13 protein-coding genes and 1 pseudogene are annotated in these 16,002 nt (G+C 43.4%); 7 read left to right on the top strand and 7 right to left on the bottom strand.

The annotated features are described in order from the left end of the window. Positions 1-18: 18 nt before the first annotated feature. A pseudogene (locus VL20_RS30565) lies at positions 19-102 on the bottom strand (IS200/IS605 family transposase); the annotation flags it as partial. Between the two features lie 59 nt (positions 103-161). Here VL20_RS30565 and VL20_RS25050 point away from each other — a divergent pair. The 3 genes from VL20_RS25050 to VL20_RS25040 all read left to right on the top strand — a co-directional run bounded on the left by VL20_RS25050 (position 162) and on the right by VL20_RS25040 (position 3,248). Further along, positions 162-1,397: an RNA-guided endonuclease InsQ/TnpB family protein gene (locus VL20_RS25050; protein ID WP_052278160.1), complete on the top strand. Its 1,236-nt coding sequence runs from the start codon at positions 162-164 to the stop codon at positions 1,395-1,397. 185 nt (positions 1,398-1,582) lie between these two features. Continuing rightward, positions 1,583-1,990, top strand: coding sequence for a hypothetical protein (locus VL20_RS25045; protein ID WP_002763516.1), 408 nt, complete (start codon positions 1,583-1,585; stop codon positions 1,988-1,990). Positions 1,991-2,000: 10 nt separating this feature from the next. Further along, positions 2,001-3,248, top strand: a complete 1,248-nt coding sequence (locus VL20_RS25040; RefSeq protein ID WP_002763515.1) for a glutamate-5-semialdehyde dehydrogenase — start codon at positions 2,001-2,003, stop codon at positions 3,246-3,248. A gap of 426 nt (positions 3,249-3,674) precedes the next feature. Here the strand turns inward: VL20_RS25040 and VL20_RS25035 are convergent, their stop codons facing one another. From VL20_RS25035 to VL20_RS25030, 3 genes are all read right to left on the bottom strand, one after another. Next, on the bottom strand, positions 3,675-4,481 hold the full coding sequence (locus VL20_RS25035) for an MlaE family lipid ABC transporter permease subunit (protein ID WP_052278159.1): 807 nt from the start codon (positions 4,479-4,481) through the stop codon (positions 3,675-3,677). A 248-nt stretch (positions 4,482-4,729) separates the two neighbouring features. Continuing rightward, a complete protein-coding gene (locus VL20_RS33325) occupies positions 4,730-4,921 on the bottom strand; it encodes a hypothetical protein (protein WP_284525914.1) in 192 nt (63 codons plus the stop codon). A gap of 149 nt (positions 4,922-5,070) precedes the next feature. Continuing rightward, positions 5,071-7,122: an NAD(P)H-quinone oxidoreductase subunit 5 gene (locus tag VL20_RS25030; protein ID WP_052278158.1), complete on the bottom strand. Its 2,052-nt coding sequence runs from the start codon at positions 7,120-7,122 to the stop codon at positions 5,071-5,073. A 510-nt stretch (positions 7,123-7,632) separates the two neighbouring features. On the opposite strand from VL20_RS25030, the gene VL20_RS25025 reads away from it, so the two are divergent. The 3 genes from VL20_RS25025 to VL20_RS25015 all read left to right on the top strand — a co-directional run bounded on the left by VL20_RS25025 (position 7,633) and on the right by VL20_RS25015 (position 11,563). Continuing rightward, entirely contained in the window at positions 7,633-8,619 is a 987-nt protein-coding gene (locus VL20_RS25025; RefSeq protein WP_052278157.1) for an AAA family ATPase, read from the top strand. 14 nt (positions 8,620-8,633) lie between these two features. Beyond that, positions 8,634-11,135 carry a S8 family peptidase gene (locus tag VL20_RS25020; RefSeq protein WP_052278156.1) on the top strand — a complete coding sequence of 834 codons (2,502 nt, stop codon included), beginning with the start codon at positions 8,634-8,636 and terminating at the stop codon, positions 11,133-11,135. A gap of 218 nt (positions 11,136-11,353) precedes the next feature. Then, positions 11,354-11,563, top strand: a complete 210-nt coding sequence (locus tag VL20_RS25015; RefSeq protein WP_002761322.1) for a hypothetical protein — start codon at positions 11,354-11,356, stop codon at positions 11,561-11,563. A gap of 261 nt (positions 11,564-11,824) precedes the next feature. Here the strand turns inward: VL20_RS25015 and VL20_RS25010 are convergent, their stop codons facing one another. The 3 genes from VL20_RS25010 to gpmI form a co-directional block, all read right to left on the bottom strand. Next, positions 11,825-12,541: a peptidase gene (locus VL20_RS25010; RefSeq protein ID WP_052278155.1), complete on the bottom strand. Its 717-nt coding sequence runs from the start codon at positions 12,539-12,541 to the stop codon at positions 11,825-11,827. Further along, positions 12,542-12,775, bottom strand: a complete 234-nt coding sequence (gene secG, locus VL20_RS25005) for a preprotein translocase subunit SecG (RefSeq protein WP_002736485.1) — start codon at positions 12,773-12,775, stop codon at positions 12,542-12,544. Positions 12,776-13,287: 512 nt separating this feature from the next. After that, positions 13,288-14,886 (bottom strand): 2,3-bisphosphoglycerate-independent phosphoglycerate mutase, encoded by a 1,599-nt coding sequence (gene gpmI, locus VL20_RS25000; RefSeq protein ID WP_052278154.1) that lies wholly within the window; start codon positions 14,884-14,886, stop codon positions 13,288-13,290. Positions 14,887-14,992: 106 nt separating this feature from the next. Here gpmI and VL20_RS24995 point away from each other — a divergent pair, with 106 nt between their 5' ends. Next, entirely contained in the window at positions 14,993-15,970 is a 978-nt protein-coding gene (locus tag VL20_RS24995) for a phosphate ABC transporter substrate-binding protein (protein ID WP_128575309.1), read from the top strand. The last annotated feature ends 32 nt before the right edge of the window (positions 15,971-16,002 follow it).

The following is a 16,002-nucleotide window of genomic DNA, read 5'->3' as shown; positions in this document are numbered from 1 at the left end:
GCTCGCTTGTCCCCCTCTCAGAACTTTTCTACGATAATGAGTGACAAAAACAAAGTGTAACCGCACGCTAAAAACACTATGAGAGCCTTTTCTGGGTTTCATATTGACAACCTATATCTGTAGGCTATACTAAAAGTATAACTTTCCTAGGTCGATCAGTTATGGCTATCAAGAGAATTACTTTTTGTCTTGATCCAAACCAAACACAAAATAACAAGCTTCATTACGGTCAAAAGCTACACTGCTCTCTTTATAATGCTTGTGTTTATCATCGCAAAACCGAGTCGAAAAAGTTTGGTAAAAACCTTAACTATTTTGACCAACAAAATTGCTTACCAGAGTTGAAGAAATGTTGGCGAGAATATAAAGAAATTGGTAGCCATGCACTGCAACCCACTGTTAAACGAGTAGATTTTGCTTTTCAGAGATTCTTTAAACTTAAATCAGGTTATCCTAAGTTTAAGGCATCTAGAAATTATCGAGGTTGGACTTATCCTGATGGTGCTGGTTGGTCAATTGATTCTTCTGGTCATCATGGTTTTTTAACTCTGTCTAACTTAGATAAGATTAAAATCCGAGGAAAAGCAAGAGATTGGGGAATCCCCAAGACCTGTATAATTATGTTCAAACAGGGAAAATGGTACGCCTCAATCACAGTCGAATGTACTCCTACTCGACAACAAACCGATAGGGGAGCCATCGATTTAGACTTTGGAGTTTTGCACGCCATAGCTGATAGTAATGGCCATGGAATCGAGAATCCCAGACTTCTTAAATCTGCTCAGGAAAAGATTAAAAAGATTGCCAAAAAATCTAGACGCAAGCGCAACCCCAAAAAGGGAGTTAAAGCATCTAGAAGAGCTAGAAAATTGGCTAGGGCAGTTGGGAAAATTCACAGCAAGGTAGCTAGACAAAGACAAAATTGGCATCCTCAAGTAGCAGTAGAGATAGTTCGCTGTAATAGCCTCATTGCTACGGAGAAATTAAACCTTAAAGGGATGACCCAAAAATCTAAGGGCAGTAGAAAAAGACAAAAATCAGGGTTAAACAGGTCTATTCTTGATGTAGGGATAGGTAATTTAAAATCCTTGATTAAAGAAAAAGTCACGGAAGCTGGGGGTTTTTATGTTGAGGTTCCTACCCAAAAAATTAAACCCTCCCAAACTTGTCCTAATTGTGGTCATCAAAAGAAGAAATCTTTAGCCGAAAGAGTTCATCGCTGTGAGAAATGTGGCTATTCTTGTGATCGAGATGTAGCTGCTGCACAAGTTATGCTCAATTATGCTAGGGGCTTGGAACGAGCCTCTTTAGATGCAGAGTCGTCTAGCGCTACCTTGTGCGGAAGTATGAGGCATCTAGGGACGAAGAATCGTCAGAAACTCCAATCGAGCGCGTAGCGGATTGGAGTAGTTCATAAAATCTTGAAATATACCTTAAGGTCAGGATGAATAATTTAGGGATATACCTTAAGATGGGAATTACCCGTGAGCAATAGGGTTGAGGATTTTGGGCAACCGTTGAATACCTTAGCCATTGACCACGAGCAACTAAAAACAAACGTTGATAAACAAAAATTTAGCTTGTGCGACCGCATAAATATACCAAAATCGACCAACACCAAGACTATCCTTGTCCCTGTCGTCGGAAAGGGACATTGTGCCCGATTTTATTGACCGATGCCTTTGGCTGTGATCGCTGTCAACAGATATTTGTGCTACAGGAAAACGGTCAAATTATCGAACAATTAGCCCCCCACTATCCCTATAAACGCAGTTGGCGCTGGACGGGATTTCGTTGGGTGAGTACGAATCGGCGCTTTGGACAAGAGGTATTACCCCTGATGGTGGGGATAATTCTGTTATTATCGATCGTCTGGCTACCCTTAATTTTAAAATCACCGCCGGGGGTAAGCGTGATTTTTGGGGCAATTCTAGTTATGCTATTAGTTATTTTGCCCGCATTCATCTTTTGGTTAGCCTATCGACGCTAGACAAGAATCTATGATCGAAAGTTCCCCCAAAACCCCCCCGACGATCTTTAAGCAAGCATACAATGCTTTTCTGGATCTAGGTCAATTCAATGGCAACGAAAGAAATCGCGGGGTAATCGCGATCGCTAATGCCATTAAAACTGGCTTTGATCGCATTTTAGAAGCCAATACCCTCGATTTAGAAGTCAGTCGAGAGATGGCCGTCTCAGAACAAATGATTCGCTGGTTACGGTTAACTCCCGAACGTTTAGAGACGACGGTGGAGGTATTGCAACAACTAGCGGAAGCATCGGATCCGCTGCAACAGGTAATTAACGCGGCCTATCAACTTAATCCGTCCCAAACCTATTGCCAAAGGATGCCTTTAGGAGTGATTGCCTTAGTCTATGAAGGTTTTCCCGAATTAGCGATGGTAGCGGCGGGATTTTCCCTAAAAAGTGGCAATAGTTTGATTATTCGCGGTTCCAATGCCTCTAGTCATTCCGATGGAGTGATTACGGAAATTATCCAAGAAGCTTTGGAAGATGTGGGTTTACCCGTGGATTGTGTGAGTGGTTTACCCTGCGATTCTAGTCCCTCCCTAGAGGAGTTGCTGACGCAGGAAAATTATGTTAATTTGATTATTCCCTACGGTCGCCCTAGTTTAATCGGTCGGGTGAGTCAATTGGCCACGGTTCCCGTTTTGCGTGCGGCCATGGGAAACTGTTATTTGTATTGGTCTCCTAGTGGCGATTTGGAGTTAGCTCGTCAGGTAATTATCGATAGTCATGGCAGCATACCCGATCCGGTTAACGCGATCGAAAAAGTTTTAATTAGTCCCCATCACAATTCTTCAACTTTAAGTCGTTTGTTTAAAAGTTTGCAGGAAAAAGGCTTTAAATTGCGGGGAGATAACCGATTAGCGGCGGATTTTCCCGAACATTTAACCATTGCTACCGATAATGATTGGCAAAGACCCTATTTAGAAAAAACGGTGGCCTTTAGGTTAGTGGATACCCTCACTGATGCGATCGCTTGGATTAATAAGTATAGTAGCGGTCACGCGGATTGTATTGTCACCGAATCCTATCGAGAAAGTCGTCAATTCGCCATGGAGTCCGATAGTGCTTTAGTTTATATCAATTCTTCACCCCGATTCGATCGCAATCCCAAACAGGGAGAATCGGTGTTTTTGGGCATTTCCAACCAAAAAGGCCAGCGCCGGGGGTTAATCAACCTAGAAACCTTTACCACCCTTAAACAGGTGGTGCAGGGGTAGTTTTGGTGAACTGGGTATTGTTAAGTTAGCTAGGGTTTGCGGCAAAAAGTTTTTCGTGGGGGTAGGGTGTGGGGTGTGGGGTGTGGGGTGTGGGGTTTTAGGGATTTTGAGGGGGTCAGTTACCTAATTTTCAGGGAAAAAGTCCCGGAATTTTACCCCCGATCACTCCAATGGTTGGCACTTTTTGAGGGAAAAAAAGTCTAAAAGTCTTACCCAACAAGGTTTTTAGATTTATTCAGCCAACCCTACCTAGTGGTCTGCGGCAAAAAGTTTTTCGTGGGGGTAGGGGTAGGGTTGATTCATGAATCAACCCTACGACATCGGGGGGGCGGGGGCAAGAGGCAAAAGGAGGAATAAATAATCAGTCTTTAATAACTGGATTTAGTATTAGAACAATGGCGAGAAAATGACAGTTTTTAACTGAAATTACTGTCCAAACAAAACCGAACTATTGCCAGATCCTTGGAACAAGATCCAAGTCATCAGCAGATTAGATACAAAAATCGCTAAGAGCATAGTGACTACGGCCGCGGTCGTAGCTTGGCCGACTCCTTTAGCACCGCCATCGGTCGTTAAACCCCAATTACAGCCGATAATCGCAATTAAAGCCCCAAAAACCAACCCTTTAACCGGTCCACTCAGCACATCTCCCACACCCAGAAAACCGCGAACCGAGTCGAGAAAAACTGAATTGGCAATCCCGTATAAACTTTGGCCGACTAGCAAACCGCTACCTAAACCGATCAGCAACGCCATAACACTCAAAGCGGGAACCATCAGACAACAGGCAATTAAACGGGGCAGCACCAGATATTCCACGGGATCGGTTTTGAGCATATAGAGTGCGTCGATCTGCTCTGTCACCTTCATGGTACCGATTTCCGCCGCAAAAGCCGATCCTACCCGACCGGCTACCACGATCGCCATCATAATCGGACAGAGTTCCCGACCGAGAGCAAGGGCCAAAATTCCCCCCACCATACTGCCAGCGCCCAAGGCTTGGAACTCCCGCGCCACTTGAATGGTAAAGATCATCCCGATCACCGCAGCCGTGATCATGGCGATAATCAGGGAAGCAGGCCCAGCTGCCACCATTTGTTCTTGGGTGACGCGCCAATCGGGTTTGCGCGTGAATAGGAAGTAAAAAACCCTGCCGGTTAATAGTACCGCTAACCAACAGCGCCGAAACCAAGAGCTTAATTCCTTGCTAAAAATCGCCAATAAATTCTTCATTGTCCCCAAAATCGATCGGACTAGAGAAAAGTCTATCCTGTTTTGTCTTCTAATACCAAATCCTGTTATAATAAAACGAGTAAAGACAAGGAGATAAAATGCCCAAGAAAGCTGACTTAGCCGAACATCTAAGTTCAGAGGAACTGATACTAAATCTGGTTATTAAAAACTGATTATTTATTCCCCCTTTTGCCTCTTGCCTGTTGCATGAGTGCCTCTCCTCTATAAGTAGCCTATACTCAACGGATTTAGTATAAGCGGTTTAAATAGGGTCTGCTGAATAAATCTAAAAACCTTGTTGGATAAGACTTTTGGACTTTTTTCCCCTCAAAAAGTGTCAGCCATTGCGGGGATCGGGGGGAAAATTCAGGGACTTTTTCCCTGAAAATTAGGTAACTGACTACCTCAAAATCGGTAAAACCCCACACCCCACACCCCACACCCTGCCCCCAGAAAAGCTTTTTCAGCAGCCCCTAAATAGGGTTGGCTGAAAAAGTTTGCTCCCCCTAAATCTCTCTTAAAAAGGGGGACTTAAAGCTAAAAAAAGGGGCTTTGCGCCCCTAAAAATCTTTAGTCAACGGATGATAATTTACACCAGACTATAGACAATTACCAAACCCAAAACTGCGGCAAAGACAATTAAAGCGTAGAATTGGGCGCGACCATTTTCGAGGTATTTGAGACCTTCACCACTGACAAGAGTAGCTAAACCAGTTAAATTCACTGCCCCATCGATAACGCGATAATCCACTTCCATAATTTGCCGCGCGAGACGACGACAACCCTGGACGAAAACTCGATCATACAGATTATCAATGTACCATTTGTTCAGGGAAAAACGATACAAAACGGGGAATTTTTCGGCAATAGTTGCGGGGTCAATTTTCTTCTGGAGATACATCAAAGAAGCGACAGTAATCCCGATTAAAGCAATCCCCACCGAATTACCCGCCATAATCAGAAACTCTGTCCAATCAAAAGCATGAACTTCTTCCACCACTTCGTTAGGAACATGAATAAAACCCTCGAAGAAATTCTGCCAAGGTTTACCCACCAAACCGATTAACAAAGAAGGAACCGCTAAAATCATTAGAGGTAAAGTCATCGTAATTGGCGATTCGTGGGGTTCATGGGCATGATGGCCGTGGTTGTCTTCTTCCTGTGCTTCCGAGTCTAATTGCTTAACATTCATTGCCCCCGGTCCAAAAGCGGGAATCGCACCCGCATTGGCTAACAGTCGGCGTTTAATCTCCTTATTAGTACCTCTAAACTCCCCTTCAAAGGTGTTAAAGTACATCCGGAACATATAAAAAGCTGTTAAACCCGCAGTGGCCCAACCGATTAACCATAAGGACGGGTTCGCCTCAAAAGCTAAACCGAGAATTTCATCCTTCGACCAGAAACCAGCGAAGGGAGGAATCCCACAGATGGCCAGAGTTCCCACCAGGAAAGTTAGGGCAGTAATGGGCATATACTTGCGTAAACCGCCCATCATCCGCATATCTTGCGCTAAAACCGGCTCATGACCGACCACATCCTCCATACCGTGGATGACCGAACCGGAACCGAGGAACAACATCGCTTTAAAATAAGCGTGGGTCATCAGGTGGAATAACCCCGCACTATAAGCACCGATACCCATAGCCATAACCATGTAACCCAATTGGGAGATGGTGGAATAGGCTAAACCCTTTTTGATATCATTCTGGGTGAGGGCGATACTTGCCCCTAGGAAGGCGGTAAAGGCCCCCGTCCAAGCAATTACCGTCATCGCCGTGGGAATTGGCTCAAAAACGGGATACATCCGAGCAATGAGGAAAACTCCGGCGGCCACCATGGTGGCGGCGTGAATCAGGGCCGAAATCGGGGTCGGACCTTCCATGGCATCCGGTAGCCAGACATGAAGGGGAAATTGGGCTGATTTGGCCACGGGTCCAAGGAAGACTAAAACGGCGAATAATGCCGCTAAACTGCCGGCAATGGCTCCAGAAGAGACTAATTCCTCTAGACGTTCACCCATGATATCAAACTCGAAGCTACCGGTGGCCCAGAAAAGACCCAGCATTCCCAGTAATAAGCCAAAATCGCCGACGCGGTTGGTAACGAAGGCTTTTTGACAGGCCTCGGCGGCCGCCGGACGAGTGAACCAGAAACCTACTAGCAGATAGGAACACATCCCCACCAATTCCCAGAAAACGTAGATCTGGACGAGGTTGGGACTGATGACCAAACCGAGCATAGAACTGCTAAAAATGCTCAGATAGGCGTAAAAACGCACATAACCGGGGTCGTGGGCCATGTAACCATCGGTATAAATCATCACCAAAAAGGCCACGGTGGTGACGATAACCGACATTAAAGCACTGAGGTGATCGATCGTATAACCCATTTTCAGGTGAAAGTTACCCGCCGATGCCCAATCGATCATTTGGTTGTAGGGAGCGTGTCCATTGATTTGACTCCACAGCAGCGCAAAAGACAGCACCATCGACGCACCGAGGGTAGAAATGATTAATACAGCATTCACCTGTCGCAGACGATTGGTGACTTCATTAAAGGAAATTAAGCCCGCACCGACTAGGGTAGCGCCTACCAAGGGTAGGACGGGAACTAGCCACGCGTACTGATAAAGCGGTTCCATTCAGTAATACCTAGTTTACAACTTCACACTATTTGGTTTATCTTCATCTATTGTGACATAGGTTAATTCTTAAGAAAGTGTTTATACCTAGTTTTGCTCAATAAGGCGGCGAAAGGTCAAAGGATCTTATCAATTTGGCAGTTTAGCGAGCGGGACGGTAATTTTTAGGGAGAAGCGGTAAAATTATCGAATAACCACGAAAGCAAGGGAACGATTAAATACGGGTTTCTCCTAGCCAATAGGACAATTTATTTAGTACAATTTAACTATACCGATCAAAATTAGTCCAAAAGGGAAATGGCTCTTCTCGACTTTGTGTGATAATTTTTGCTTATGTAAGGTTAAATGCTTACTGGGCAAGACTTTTAGGACTATTTTGAAAGAAGAAACTATCAGTATAGACCTCGTTTACACACAGAAACCAGAAGAGCCGGGAAATCATTCTTTATATAGTGCCTGTCACAGTTAAAATCATTGAGTATGATGGGGAGTTTAACTTAACGAGGTATCATGTCCACCGCTCGCCATATCCTAGCACTTCTAAAAAGTCATGTAGAAGGAGAAGAGCAGCAATTTTATTCTGCTGCCCTACAGATGGCTGCACACGAAGCAAGACAAGGACATGGTAAGTTAGCCCAAGAAATTCGCGAATTAATTGACCAAGCAAAGGCTAGTAAATCGGTTATTGAAAAAAAATCTGATCCAATTCCTTTAGTACAACCAAAAGGAGATTTAGCCAATCTGGTTTCGGTCAGATATCCCGATACTCGATTATCGGATATGATTTTAACCTCTGACCTTGAATTTAGACTTAAACGAGTATTAACTGAACAAAGACAAGGAAAAAGACTCAGAGAACATAATCTTACGCCTCGTCGAAAGCTGTTGTTAGTAGGTCCACCGGGTTCTGGTAAAACAATGACGGCTGAAGCTTTAGCAGGAGAGCTTAAATTACCTTTGTTTACGACTTTATACGATAGTCTAATGGGCAAGTATATGGGAGAAACGGCTAGTCGTTTAAAACTGATTTTTGAGGCGATGACAATAACAAAAGGGGTCTATTTTTTTGATGAATTTGATGCGATTGGGACTCAACGTCATAATTCTAACGACGTGGGAGAAATTCGTCGCATTCTCAATTCTTTTTTGATGTTTTTAGAACAAGAGCAAGGGGATAGTTTGATTTTGGCAGCAACTAATCATCCTCAGTTACTAGACAAAGCTCTTTTTAGGCGTTTTGATGATGTAATTGAATATCAGCTTCCTGATGTCGCAATTATTCGTGAATTGATTGAATCTCGTCTTATTTCTTTTGAAATTGACTGGAAAGATTGGTCAAACATTCTTAATCAAGCCAATGGACTCGCTCAAGCTGAAATTGTCAGAGCGACAGATGACGCAGCCAAGCAAGCTGTTTTGTCAAATAGTCAGAAGGTGAGCGAAGATTCTCTGATTTCAGCTATTATGGAACGTAAGGATCTGAACTTCAATGAATAAAACCTAATCCCATAATGTCGCAACGTTCTCGCCGTCTTCCTCACTTGTATCTACGGAATAACGATAAATTTCGTGAAAGCGTCAATTATACTTCACCGCGCTCAGTTAATTCTCTACCACCACTCGATCGGAACAGAATAGAACACGCTGCAAAATTAGAACTTGCTATTGGTGAAGCGATTACGAAAGCTCGTCAACAATTAGAATCCCGTTTATCGGAAATTGCCGTCGGACAACCCGGATTCTATTTAGAATTTCAGGTAACAAAAGATGATGCTAATGCTTTTGAAAATTTAGGAGATAAACGCAAAAAAATTGAATTAGTTGCTGTTAAGCCTTCTTCTGACCAAGAAGACACAGTTAAAGCTACGGTTTTTGTACCAGAGTCAGCGATAGAATTTTTTGAGAAAAAAGTAAAACAATATCGTGATGAAGAAACAACAAAAGGAAACCCAAAAAATGCACCCCTAATAACCCGACTAGAAAACGTTGAAATTGGTACAGTTCAATCATTATTTACTGATGATCCTGCTTTATTTCCTCAGAATGGACAAGCAATTTGGTGGGAAGTATGGTTACGTCGTGGACAACTTGAAGACTTCCAAACCATTGCTAAAAGACTCGATATTATGACTAAATCTCATATACATTTACATTTTCCCGAAAGAACTGTTACTTTAGCTATGGCTAATGTAGAAAAAATCGAGCAAGTTCTTCAAAATTCTGATACGGTTAAAGAATTAAGAATTGCTAAAGAGACGCCTTCCTTTTTTCTTAATATGAGATCACTCGAACAGGAACAATGGGTAGAGGATTTATGGAATCGAACTTTACCTCCTCAAGATGATGCTGTTGCTGTCTGTCTTCTTGATACAGGCGTTAATTGGAGACATAAACTTATTGGGAAAGGTCTTGATATTAGTGACTTACATACTTGTGATCCTAATTGGGAAGACCATGATCATCATGGACATGGTACTCAAATGGCAGGACTAATTCTATATTCTGATTTATATGAGGCTTTACAAACACAAGGATATATAACGCTTATTCACCGTTTAGAATCAGTTAAAATTCTCCCTTCTGTCGGACAAAATGATCCTGAACTTTATGGCGCAATTACAGAGCAAGCAGTGTCTCTCCCAGAAATACAAAATCACAAGCGAAAACGTATTTTCTGTATGGCTGTAACTAGCGAGCATCCATCACCAAATTATGGAACTCCCTCCTCATGGTCAGCCGCAATAGATCAACTATCTTTTGGTGAATATAATTTTAAACGATTAATCATTATTTCAGCAGGAAATATCAGAGAAGAAATATCTTTATCTGATTATTTAACCCGCAATGATGTGGCAACAATTGAAAACCCAGCACAAGCTTGGAATGCTCTTGTTGTGGGAGCTTATACTGAAAAAGTTAATATCAGTCATCCCAACTTTCAAGGTTGGCAACCTATCGCTCCTTGGGGTGATTTATCTCCTACAAGTCGTACTTCTGTTTCTTGGGAAAATCAATGGCCAATTCGTCCTGATATTGTTTGTGAAGGAGGAAATTATGCCTCAGATGGGGAAAATCCTGCACAGATAATTGACGATTTATCTCTCTTGACTACTTATTATCGTCCCGATAAAAGATTCTTTGAATCCATGTCAGATACCAGTTGTGCAACTGCACTCGCTAGTTATATGGCAGCTCGAATTCTTTCAGAACATCCCAAATATTGGCCAGAAACAATACGCGCTTTAATTGTTCATTCAGCCGAATGGACTATAGCTATGAAAGCTAATTTTAATTTTCCAAAGAAACTGAAGCAGCAACATAAAAAAACTTTGATTCGTCGCTATGGATATGGTGTTCCTGATTTAGACAGAGCTTTAAAAAGTTCAAATAGTGACTTAACAATGGTTATTGAAGATCAATTGACACCTTTTAAAAAAGATGGTAGTGTCATTAAAACAGACAAAATGAATCTTCATAGCTTACCCTGGCCAAAAGAAAAGCTAGAACAATTAGGAGAAGCCAAGGTAGAACTGAGAGTAACTTTATCGTATTTTATAGAACCTAATCCAGGGGAGCGAGGTTATAAAAGAAAACACCATTATGCCTCTTATGGACTCAGATTTCAAGTAAAAAAACCTTTAGAGACCAATCAACAATTTCAACATAGAATTAATAAAGCTACCAGAGAAGAAGAAAAAAATATTTCTGGCATTAAAGAGGAAGATAACTGGTTTTTGGGTCCTCATTTAAGGAGTCAAGGTTCACTTCATTCTGATATATGGACAGGAACGGCCGTCGATTTAGCAAGTAGAGGAATGATAGGCGTTTATCCTGTTGGTGGATGGTGGAAAGAACAAATACAAGAGGAACGCCATGATCAACCTGTTCGCTATACATTAATTGTAACGATTCGAGTACCAGAAATTGAGTGTGATATTTACACCCCTGTATCTAATTTAATTTTAATCAGTCAAGATACACCCACTAACATACCAATAGAAACAGAGATTTAATCTTTACATCGAACTTCATTCATTAAATATATCTCAGGAATTGAGAAAATTGGTAACGATTCTCTGTCAGTTTCCCTACCAACTTTTTCACCTTCCCTCCCCAACAATCCAACTTAATCAGCGCGATTCAGACATGGCTAGAGGAAATAGAGGTGTAGATGAACTAAAGAGTTGGTCAATAATGGGTAAAATGTTTGTGTATAGGACATTTTTTCCCCATGACTAAACCCTTAGACTCCTTGAAACAGCCCAATCCCTCGGAAAAAACAGCGCCTAGAGATGATTGGTTAGATAGCGAACTATCTCGTTTAGAAGATTATGAACCTTACGATTGGGGAGAAATAGATCCCTTAATGTTAGGCAAACCCGTACAATATGTTTCTAGTATTGGCTTAGTTGTCGAGGGTGGCAAAGATTGGGGTTGCTGATTTGCAATAGGAATCTTCTTGTGTGGGGTTTTTAAAACCTAGAGCTAAACTAACTTTTGGATAGGATGCACAGTTGGCATTCATAGCTTGAGTCAGCAACACCCCTCCCCAACAACCCAAGTTAATCAGTGCGATTAAAACATGGCTAGAGGAAATAGAGGTTTAAGCGATGGTTAATCTTCTGGATCTTAGTCAGTTATACTAAGTATATCCATAACTTATACTTTTTAATAGCAGAACCGACTGAAGAGCAATATTTACCTATTCAGGCATTAGATACCCTAGCTGATCCATCTGCCAACCTAACTTAGTTGGCTGCTGATAAACCTTTTTTAAAGTGTTAATATCCCGGCTAGAAATCGGGGCAATATCTCTAGTTTGAGCGAAATACATCACATCCGTCTCCAGGGGACTATGACCCCAAATTCCCAAAGCGTGACCTAATTCGTGCCGCGCTGCCGCTAAGGCCGACCGATCGGCTAAATTAGGACTAATCTGGATACTCATCCGATGAGTTAAGCGATTTTCCTTGACAAAAATCTCGTATTGTGTTACGGCAGAACGCACCCGGGGCAGTTCTAACTTACCGGTTTCGGGATTAAAACGAACTCCTGACGGCGGTAACTCTCGTTTAATGAGGATATCGGCCAATTCTGCCCGATTTACCAACTCCATCGGCAAATACTGCCCCCATTCAGCGATCGCCTGTTGTACTAAACTCAGCCAAGAACTGCGATCGCTCTGAAGATAAATCTTCACGGGAAATTGCGACCAAATCAACGCCCCCACGGGGCTGATTTCCACAGCATCAAAATAATCCCCGGACTGGTTTTGCTCTTGCCATTGGGCTAAATTAGCGGGTAAAGGATGGGTTTTTAACTCCGGTAGCGATCGACTGTCGGCAATCAGAGAATAGGAAAACAGCAAAAGACTCGCCAAGGCTGCGAGTCCTAGAAAAGAGAACCGACCTCTTAGCATTTAGCGATTTAACCAGCCGGCGCTCAGTACAATAGTTAGGGTGATAAATACCGTCCCCAACGCCCAAGTCACCTGATTTAAGGTTTTTTCCGCCGTTTTTGCGCTGGTAAAAATCTGTGATTGGCCGCCAATACCGCCAATACCATCCCCTTTGGGACTGTGTAATAACACCAAAATCGCCAGAAAGGCCGCCGCCAGCGCCCAAATAATCTGTACTACCAGCACCACTGTCATGATCATTACTCTCTATTTTCCATTACAAAGTATAGCAGTTATCATCAGTTATCAGTTATCAGTTATCAGTTATCAGATGTAAGTTTTAAATTTTTATGGCTCTCTCGGAAATTGGCTGAAAAATGTCCATTATCTTACATTCAAAGATGCCCTACGCCCTTTCTTCGATAAGATTTGCTGATCAGCATAACTACAAGAGAGCAGTTTTTATTGGTCATTTTTCTGCTAATTAGGGCTTGCTGAATAATGGTGAAATATAGACGAGGTAAGGGTTTTAGGGTCTTGTTTCGCGAAACAGGTGCAAGATTTTGAGAGAATCGTGCTTCCAAACCTTGCGTCTTCATCGGCCCGCGTCCTGTAGGGGCGAAGCATTCGGGCAATAACCTATCGGTGAAACCGGAGATTTTCTATCCGAATGCTTCGCCCGTACTTTTTGCCGCAAACCCTAATTAGCCAATTTTTTAATTATTTCCACTGATTACTGATTACTGATTACTGATTACTGATCACTGTTAAAGCGAGATGCGGACGGGAGTGCGACTGGCTTTAATTTCCACTTCGGCTGGTTTAATCAGCGATCGCCCGGTCATTTCTACTGGGACGGGAATAGAGAGAATTTCCAGGATAGTGGGGGCAATATCGGCTAAACGACCATCATCCCGCAGCTGCACATCGCCACCGTGGCCGGGTATTTTTCTCCCTTCCCCTTCAATTAAAATTAAAGGAACGGGATTAGTCGTGTGGGCGGTCCAAGGATTACCCGACTCATCCACCATCGTTTCTGCGTTACCGTGGTCCGCAGTGATTAACACTGTTCCCCCCAATTTATTGACGCTACTTAACAACTTAGCCAAGCATAGATCCACCGTTTCCACTGCTTTCATGGCCGCGTCTAAAATGCCCGTATGACCCACCATATCGGGGTTAGCGTAATTGACTACCACGAGACTATAGATCCCCTGTTCGATCGCCCCACAGACCGCTGCTGTCACCGCGGCTGCCGACATGGCCGGAGCTTGGTCATAGGTGGCGACTTTTGGACTAGGAATTAATTCGCGCACTTCTCCCTCAAAGGGTTTTTCTAACCCCCCATTAAAAAAGTAGGTGACGTGGGGATATTTTTCGGTTTCTGCACAACGAAACTGTTTTAATCCCTGTTGAGCGATCACCTGTCCTAAAATATTATTTAAATTCTGGGGAGCAAAAGCCACATCTACCGGTAATTTCGGATCGTATTGGGTAAAAGTGACAAAACTGAGGGGAGAAATTAAATCTCGATCGAAATCTTCAAAATCGGGCATAGTCAGGGCATAACATAACTGTCTAGCTCGATCGGGACGGAAATTATAGAATATCACCCCATCGCCCGCTTCGATCGCCCCTGGTGCAATTCTGGTGGGGGGAATAAATTCATCGGTAATATTTTGATCATAAAATGCCTGTAATACTTCAGTAATCGATCGCCCGTCGATACCTTGATCACTGGTCATCACGTTATAGGCTTTTTCCACCCGATCCCAACGGCGATCCCGATCCATGGCATAATAACGGCCACTGAGAGTCACCAGGCGACCGAGATTGATTTTATTAATATGTTCTTGAATCCGTTTAATGGCTGGCATTCCGTCGGTGACGTTGGTATCGCGACCATCGGTGATGACATGAATGCAGACATCGCTAATCCCTTGCACTTTCCCTAAGTCTAATAATCCCAGTAAGTGATCGAGATGGGAATGGACTCCCCCTTCGGAACATAAACCAATCAGGTGTAATTTGCTTTTTTTAGGGCGAATCTCGGCGCAGAGTTTTAATAAAGCTTGATTTTGTTGAATCGAACCATCTTCGATCGCATCGGAAATCCGTACTAACTCCTGTGGTACGACTCGCCCCGCCCCGATATTTAGGTGGCCAACTTCCGAGTTACCCATCTGTCCTTCCGGTAGTCCCACATCCTTAGCGGAGGTGCGGATTAAGGTGTGGGGATAAACTTCCCAGAGACTATCCATAATCGGGGTTTTCGCCATTGCGATCGCATTATCCGACCTTTGCGGGCGATAACCCCAACCATCAAGGATAACCAGTACGACTGGGGATATAGGTGCGTGGGTCATGATATACAGTCCTAAATTAAGAGTGGATTTCCATGCACTAAGATAATATCATCGAAACTTCCATTGATCACCGGTGTCCAGGCGATCGACCCCCTAATGTCAGCAAATGATGGGTATGTCTCAAAAAAACGAAACAACTGCTTTAATAATCGCTCTTTTAGCCACTGCGAGCATTTTAGGTGGGGGTTACTTCTGGCTGCAAAGTCAATGTGCCGCAGGTCAAGAATTTTTTCTCTGTGGCAGCAGTAAAAGTCCGCAAAAATCCCCAACATCGGGAAGCACCTCCTCTCCCCTACCCCCTCCCCCCTCACCCCAAGGAGTGGTTAGTTTTGCCCCACCGACTTCTATCCCCAGTGGCACGACAATTCGCATTAACGGCTCCACCAGTATGGTACAGATTAATCAAGCCTTAAAAGCCGCTTTAACGGCCAAATTTCAGGGGGTAGAGGTCTTGACAAATGCTCAAGGATCTGATAGGGGATTAGAGGAAGTGGCCCGGGGGGCGATCGATATTGCGGCGGTGTCACGACCTTTAACCGAGTCGGAACGCTCTCAGGGATTGGCTTCTAGTCCGATCGTTCGAGATGCGATCGCTGTTGTAGTGGGGGTAAAAAATCCCTTTGCGGGGGGGTTAACCACTACCCAGGTTAAAGATATTTTTACCGGAAAAATCACCTCTTGGTCGGAGGTGGGCGGTTCTGCAGCTACTATTCAAGTGATTAATCGTCCCCCTATTAGTGGCACTTATCAAAGTTTTCGTGAGGAAGTGCTGCAAGGGGGGGAATTTGGTACAGGAACTAATTTTAAAATGATGGACAGGGATGCTACCACCCCAATTTTGCGAGTTTTGGGACTGAATGGCATTAGTTACGCAACCTATAACCAAATTGCCAACCAAAAAACCGTCAGGGCGATCGCTATTGAGGGAATTTTACCCAGTGAACCTAATTATCCCTGGCAGCGTACCCTTTACTACGTTTACAAAGAACCTGCTAGTGAAGCGGTTAAAGCTTTTATGGGTTTTGTGTCCTCTAGTGATGGTCAAGAAGCGATTTTTCGGGCCAATGAAGACCTACAAAAGTAGTTAGCGAGAATATCCGAAAATCTGGGAAATTT

Source organism: Microcystis panniformis FACHB-1757 (assembly GCF_001264245.1).
Lineage (GTDB): Bacteria > Cyanobacteriota > Cyanobacteriia > Cyanobacteriales > Microcystaceae > Microcystis > Microcystis panniformis.
The sequence above is the reverse complement of the archived record's forward strand: the minus strand, read 5'-3'. Positions and strand labels throughout refer to the sequence as shown.

Coding starts and splice junctions, on each gene's coding strand:
- VL20_RS25050 (WP_052278160.1), top strand. CDS start 162: ATGGCTATCAAGAGAATTACTTTTTGTCTTGATCCAAACCAAACACAA.
- VL20_RS25040 (WP_002763515.1), top strand. CDS start 2,001: ATGATCGAAAGTTCCCCCAAAACCCCCCCGACGATCTTTAAGCAAGCA.
- VL20_RS25035 (WP_052278159.1), bottom strand. CDS start 4,481: ATGAAGAATTTATTGGCGATTTTTAGCAAGGAATTAAGCTCTTGGTTT.
- VL20_RS25030 (WP_052278158.1), bottom strand. CDS start 7,122: ATGGAACCGCTTTATCAGTACGCGTGGCTAGTTCCCGTCCTACCCTTG.
- VL20_RS25025 (WP_052278157.1), top strand. CDS start 7,633: ATGTCCACCGCTCGCCATATCCTAGCACTTCTAAAAAGTCATGTAGAA.
- VL20_RS25020 (WP_052278156.1), top strand. CDS start 8,634: ATGTCGCAACGTTCTCGCCGTCTTCCTCACTTGTATCTACGGAATAAC.
- VL20_RS25015 (WP_002761322.1), top strand. CDS start 11,354: ATGACTAAACCCTTAGACTCCTTGAAACAGCCCAATCCCTCGGAAAAA.
- VL20_RS25010 (WP_052278155.1), bottom strand. CDS start 12,541: ATGCTAAGAGGTCGGTTCTCTTTTCTAGGACTCGCAGCCTTGGCGAGT.
- secG (WP_002736485.1), bottom strand. CDS start 12,775: ATGACAGTGGTGCTGGTAGTACAGATTATTTGGGCGCTGGCGGCGGCC.
- gpmI (WP_052278154.1), bottom strand. CDS start 14,886: ATGACCCACGCACCTATATCCCCAGTCGTACTGGTTATCCTTGATGGT.
- VL20_RS24995 (WP_128575309.1), top strand. CDS start 14,993: ATGATGGGTATGTCTCAAAAAAACGAAACAACTGCTTTAATAATCGCT.